The sequence below is a fragment of the Mesorhizobium sp. M7A.F.Ca.ET.027.02.1.1 genome, assembly GCF_004022985.1.
Lineage (GTDB): Bacteria > Pseudomonadota > Alphaproteobacteria > Rhizobiales > Rhizobiaceae > Mesorhizobium.
Map to the genome: position 1 here is coordinate 1 of NZ_RZOL01000549.1, position 3167 is coordinate 3167.

The window sequence follows — 3167 nt, forward strand, 5'->3', positions numbered from 1 at the left end:
CTGGCGCACCGGGCGATGGCCCAGGGCGAGATGGTCGCCGAGATCGTCGCCGGCCACAAGCGCAACTGGGACAAGCGCGCTATTCCCGCCGTTTGCTTCACCGATCCGGAACTCGTCACCGCTGGTCTTTCGCCGGAAGAGGCCAGGGCTCTGGGCGGCGAGATCAAGATCGGCATGTTCCCGTTCGCCGCCAACGGCCGGGCGATGACGAAGCTGGGCGAAGACGGCTTCGTCCGCGTGGTGGCGCGGGCGGACAACCATCTGGTGCTCGGCATCCAGGCGGTCGGGCAGGGCGTCTCGGAACTGGCGGCGGCTTTTGGACTGGCGCTGGAGATGGGCGCGAGGCTGGAGGACATTGCCGGCACCATCCATGCCCATCCGACGCAAGGCGAGGGATTCCAGGAAGCGGCGCTCAAGGCGCTGGGGCACGCGCTGCATGTTTGATTCGTGATAGTGCAAAGGCGGTTATGTTGGCGGGACACTCGCCCCCCCCCCTCTGTCCTGCCGGACATCTCCCCCTCAAGGGGGGAGATCAGCAGTTTCGGGCAACCCGCCTCTTCCAAGACTTTGAAAATTGGCGAAATCTAAGATGACAGCCGATCTCCCCCCTAGAGGGGGAGATGCCCGGCAGGGCAGAGGGGGGCACTGTCCCGCCAGCCTCTCACAAGAGAGAAACGCTCGTCACCCCGCCAGCCGGCTCACCATCTCGTGCTGCGCATAGGCACGGCCGAAGCGGTTAGCCAGAAACGCGTCAAGCGCGATGTCTTCCTGCTTGATGAAACCCGTCGCCGGCAGGCTGCCGTCGGCCAGCATGTCGAGCACGGCGCAGATGCCGGACGCCGTGGTGATCTGGATGGCGCTTCGCACCTGGTCGCCGATGCGCCTGGAGTAGATCTTGTTGGCGTAGGTCTCCTGCAGCAGGCGGCCGTTCTTGCGGCCGGAGACGGTGACGAAGACGATGACCACGTCCTGCAGCGTCGCCGGCAGGGCGCTCTCGAAAATGTCTTTCAGCACGTCACGGCGGTGGCGCAGGCCGAGATCGTTGAGCAGCGCCTTCATGATCGCGGCGTGGCCGGGATAGCGGATGGTGCGGTAGTTCAGCGTGCGCACTCTGCCCTTCAGCGTCTCGGCCAGCGTGCCAAGGCCGCCGGAGGTGTTGAACGCTTCGTAGGTGACGCCGTCGAGCGAGAACTCCTCGCGCTCTTCCAGTGGCGGCACCTCGACCAGCTCGCCTTCGACGATTGCCTCGCAGGGCTCGCAATATTCGTTGATGACGCCGTCGGTGCTCCAGGTCAGGTTGTAGTTCAGCGCGTTGGACGGGTATTGCGGCAAAGCGCCGACGCGCATGCGCACGCTCTCCAGCGAATCGAACCGGCTGGCGAGATCGTTGGCGACGATCGAGATGAAGCCCGGCGCCAGGCCGCATTGCGGAATGAAGGCGCTTCTGCCCGAACGCGCCAGTTCCTTGACGCGGCGGGTCGAGACGACGTCCTCGGTCAGGTCGAGATAGTGCACGCCGGCACTGGCCGCCGCTTCGGCGATGCGGGTGGTCAGATGGAAGGGAGCGGCGCTGAGCACCGCGAATTTGCCGGCGAGCGCGGCTTCCAGCGCGCCGGCGGCTTCGATGTCGAGCTCCAGCGTCGCAACCGTGGCCGGCAGTTCGGCAGCAGCGAGCTGTGCTGCCGAGCGGTCGACGAGCGTGACCTGATAATCCCCAGTGGCGGCGAGCATCTCGGCAATGGTCGAGCCGATCTTTCCGGCGCCGACAACGACAATTTTTTTCATGACCGATCCCTCACTGATTGTGAGCTCAGATTCGCAGCTTGCCCGTCGAATGGAAGCGTGGTTTTGTTCGAAACGAAACCGTTGATTGGACAGTCTGCCGAGAAGAATCGTCGAAATGCTCAGTGACGCCGAACAGGCCCTGCTTTCCCTGCTGCGCGAGAATGCGCGCGCCTCGACCGCCGAGCTGGCGCGGCGGCTTGGCGTGTCTCGAACGACCGTGCAGAGCCGCATCGAGCGGCTGGAGCAGCGCGGCATCATATCAGGCTATGGCGTCCGGCTGGCGCCGGACTACGAGCAGGGGCTGGTGCGGGCGCATGTACTGCTCACCGTGACGCCCAAGCTCGCCGACAAGGTGGTGCGCGGCCTGCGCGCCCTGACGACGGTCCGGACGCTGCATTCGGTCAGCGGCAATTTCGACATGATCGTCATCGTCGACGCGCCATCGATCCGCGACCTCGACATGCTGCTCGACCAGATCGGCGCCATGGACGGGGTCGAGCGGACCCTGTCGTCGATCATCCTGTCGACGCGGATCGATCGGTGAAGCTGCTGGTCTCCCCCCTCGAGGGGGAGATGGCCGGCAGGCCAGAGGGGGTCGGTCCGACCGGATGCGACCTCCTTGCGACAGATGGAGGCTGGCGCTTCACGCGAGGCGACCCCCTCTGTCGCCTTCGGCGACATCTCCCCCTCAAGGGGGGAGATCGGCCTCTAATCCATCGCCAGCGGAAAACTCACCGCCACCGCAAGCCCGGGCTGCCCATCGCCCAGCGTGATCGATGCGCCATGCAGATCGGCGATTGCCCGGACAAGGCTGAGACCCAGCCCGCTGCCCGATGTCGACCGGCTATGGTCCAGCCGATAGAGCCGCTGGAACACTTTCTCGCGCTCTTCCGCCGGAATGCCGGGACCGTTGTCGGCGACGCCGGCAACGACGCGTTCGCCCTGGCGCGCCGCCGACAGCTTTATCGTCGTGCCCGATGGACAATGGCGCAGCGCGTTCTCGACCAGATTGGCGAACATCTGCGTCAACAGCTCGCGATCGCCATGGATCCGGTCCGTCGTTTCCTGTGGTTGCGCCAACGACAGCGACTTTCCGTCGTCCTCGGCAACATCGGCATAGATTTCGGCGATGGTTTGCAGCACCTCGCCCAGATCGACATCGGTGAACCGCGCCCGGCGGGCGCCGGCCTCGATCTGCGCGATGCGCAGCAGGGCATCGAAGGTCTCGTTGATCTGCAGGCTCTCGGCATGCGCCTCGGCCAGTTCAGCGGCGATTTTCTGGCCCGACAGGTTCTTTTCCGACGCGGTATCGAGGATCATCTGCAACCGGTTGAGCGGCGTCTTCAGATCGTGGGCGATGTTGGCGCTGACCTGTTTCATGC

3 protein-coding genes and 1 pseudogene are annotated in these 3167 nt (G+C 65.0%); 2 read left to right on the plus strand and 2 right to left on the minus strand.

What is annotated here, in order from left to right; all coding sequences use genetic code 11:
• A pseudogene (locus EN749_RS33100) lies at positions 1-444 on the plus strand (dihydrolipoyl dehydrogenase); the annotation flags it as partial.
• A 237-nt stretch (positions 445-681) separates the two neighbouring features.
• Here the strand turns inward: EN749_RS33100 and EN749_RS33110 are convergent.
• Positions 682-1785, minus strand: coding sequence for a saccharopine dehydrogenase family protein (locus EN749_RS33110; RefSeq protein WP_127397738.1), 1104 nt, complete (start codon positions 1783-1785; stop codon positions 682-684).
• A gap of 115 nt (positions 1786-1900) precedes the next feature.
• Between EN749_RS33110 and EN749_RS33115 the strand changes: the two genes are divergently transcribed.
• On the plus strand, positions 1901-2329 hold the full coding sequence (locus EN749_RS33115; protein WP_127329250.1) for an Lrp/AsnC family transcriptional regulator: 429 nt from the start codon (positions 1901-1903) through the stop codon (positions 2327-2329).
• A 164-nt stretch (positions 2330-2493) separates the two neighbouring features.
• On the opposite strand, the gene EN749_RS33120 is transcribed toward EN749_RS33115, so the two are convergent.
• On the minus strand, positions 2494-3167 hold a 674-nt coding region (locus EN749_RS33120; protein WP_145991113.1), incomplete at its 5' end, for a HAMP domain-containing sensor histidine kinase.

What these genes read in the sequence shown, in the direction of transcription:
- EN749_RS33110 (WP_127397738.1), bottom strand. Translation starts at nt 1,785, where the DNA reads ATGAAAAAAATTGTCGTTGTCGGCGCCGGAAAGATCGGCTCGACCATT.
- EN749_RS33115 (WP_127329250.1), top strand. Translation starts at nt 1,901, where the DNA reads ATGCTCAGTGACGCCGAACAGGCCCTGCTTTCCCTGCTGCGCGAGAAT.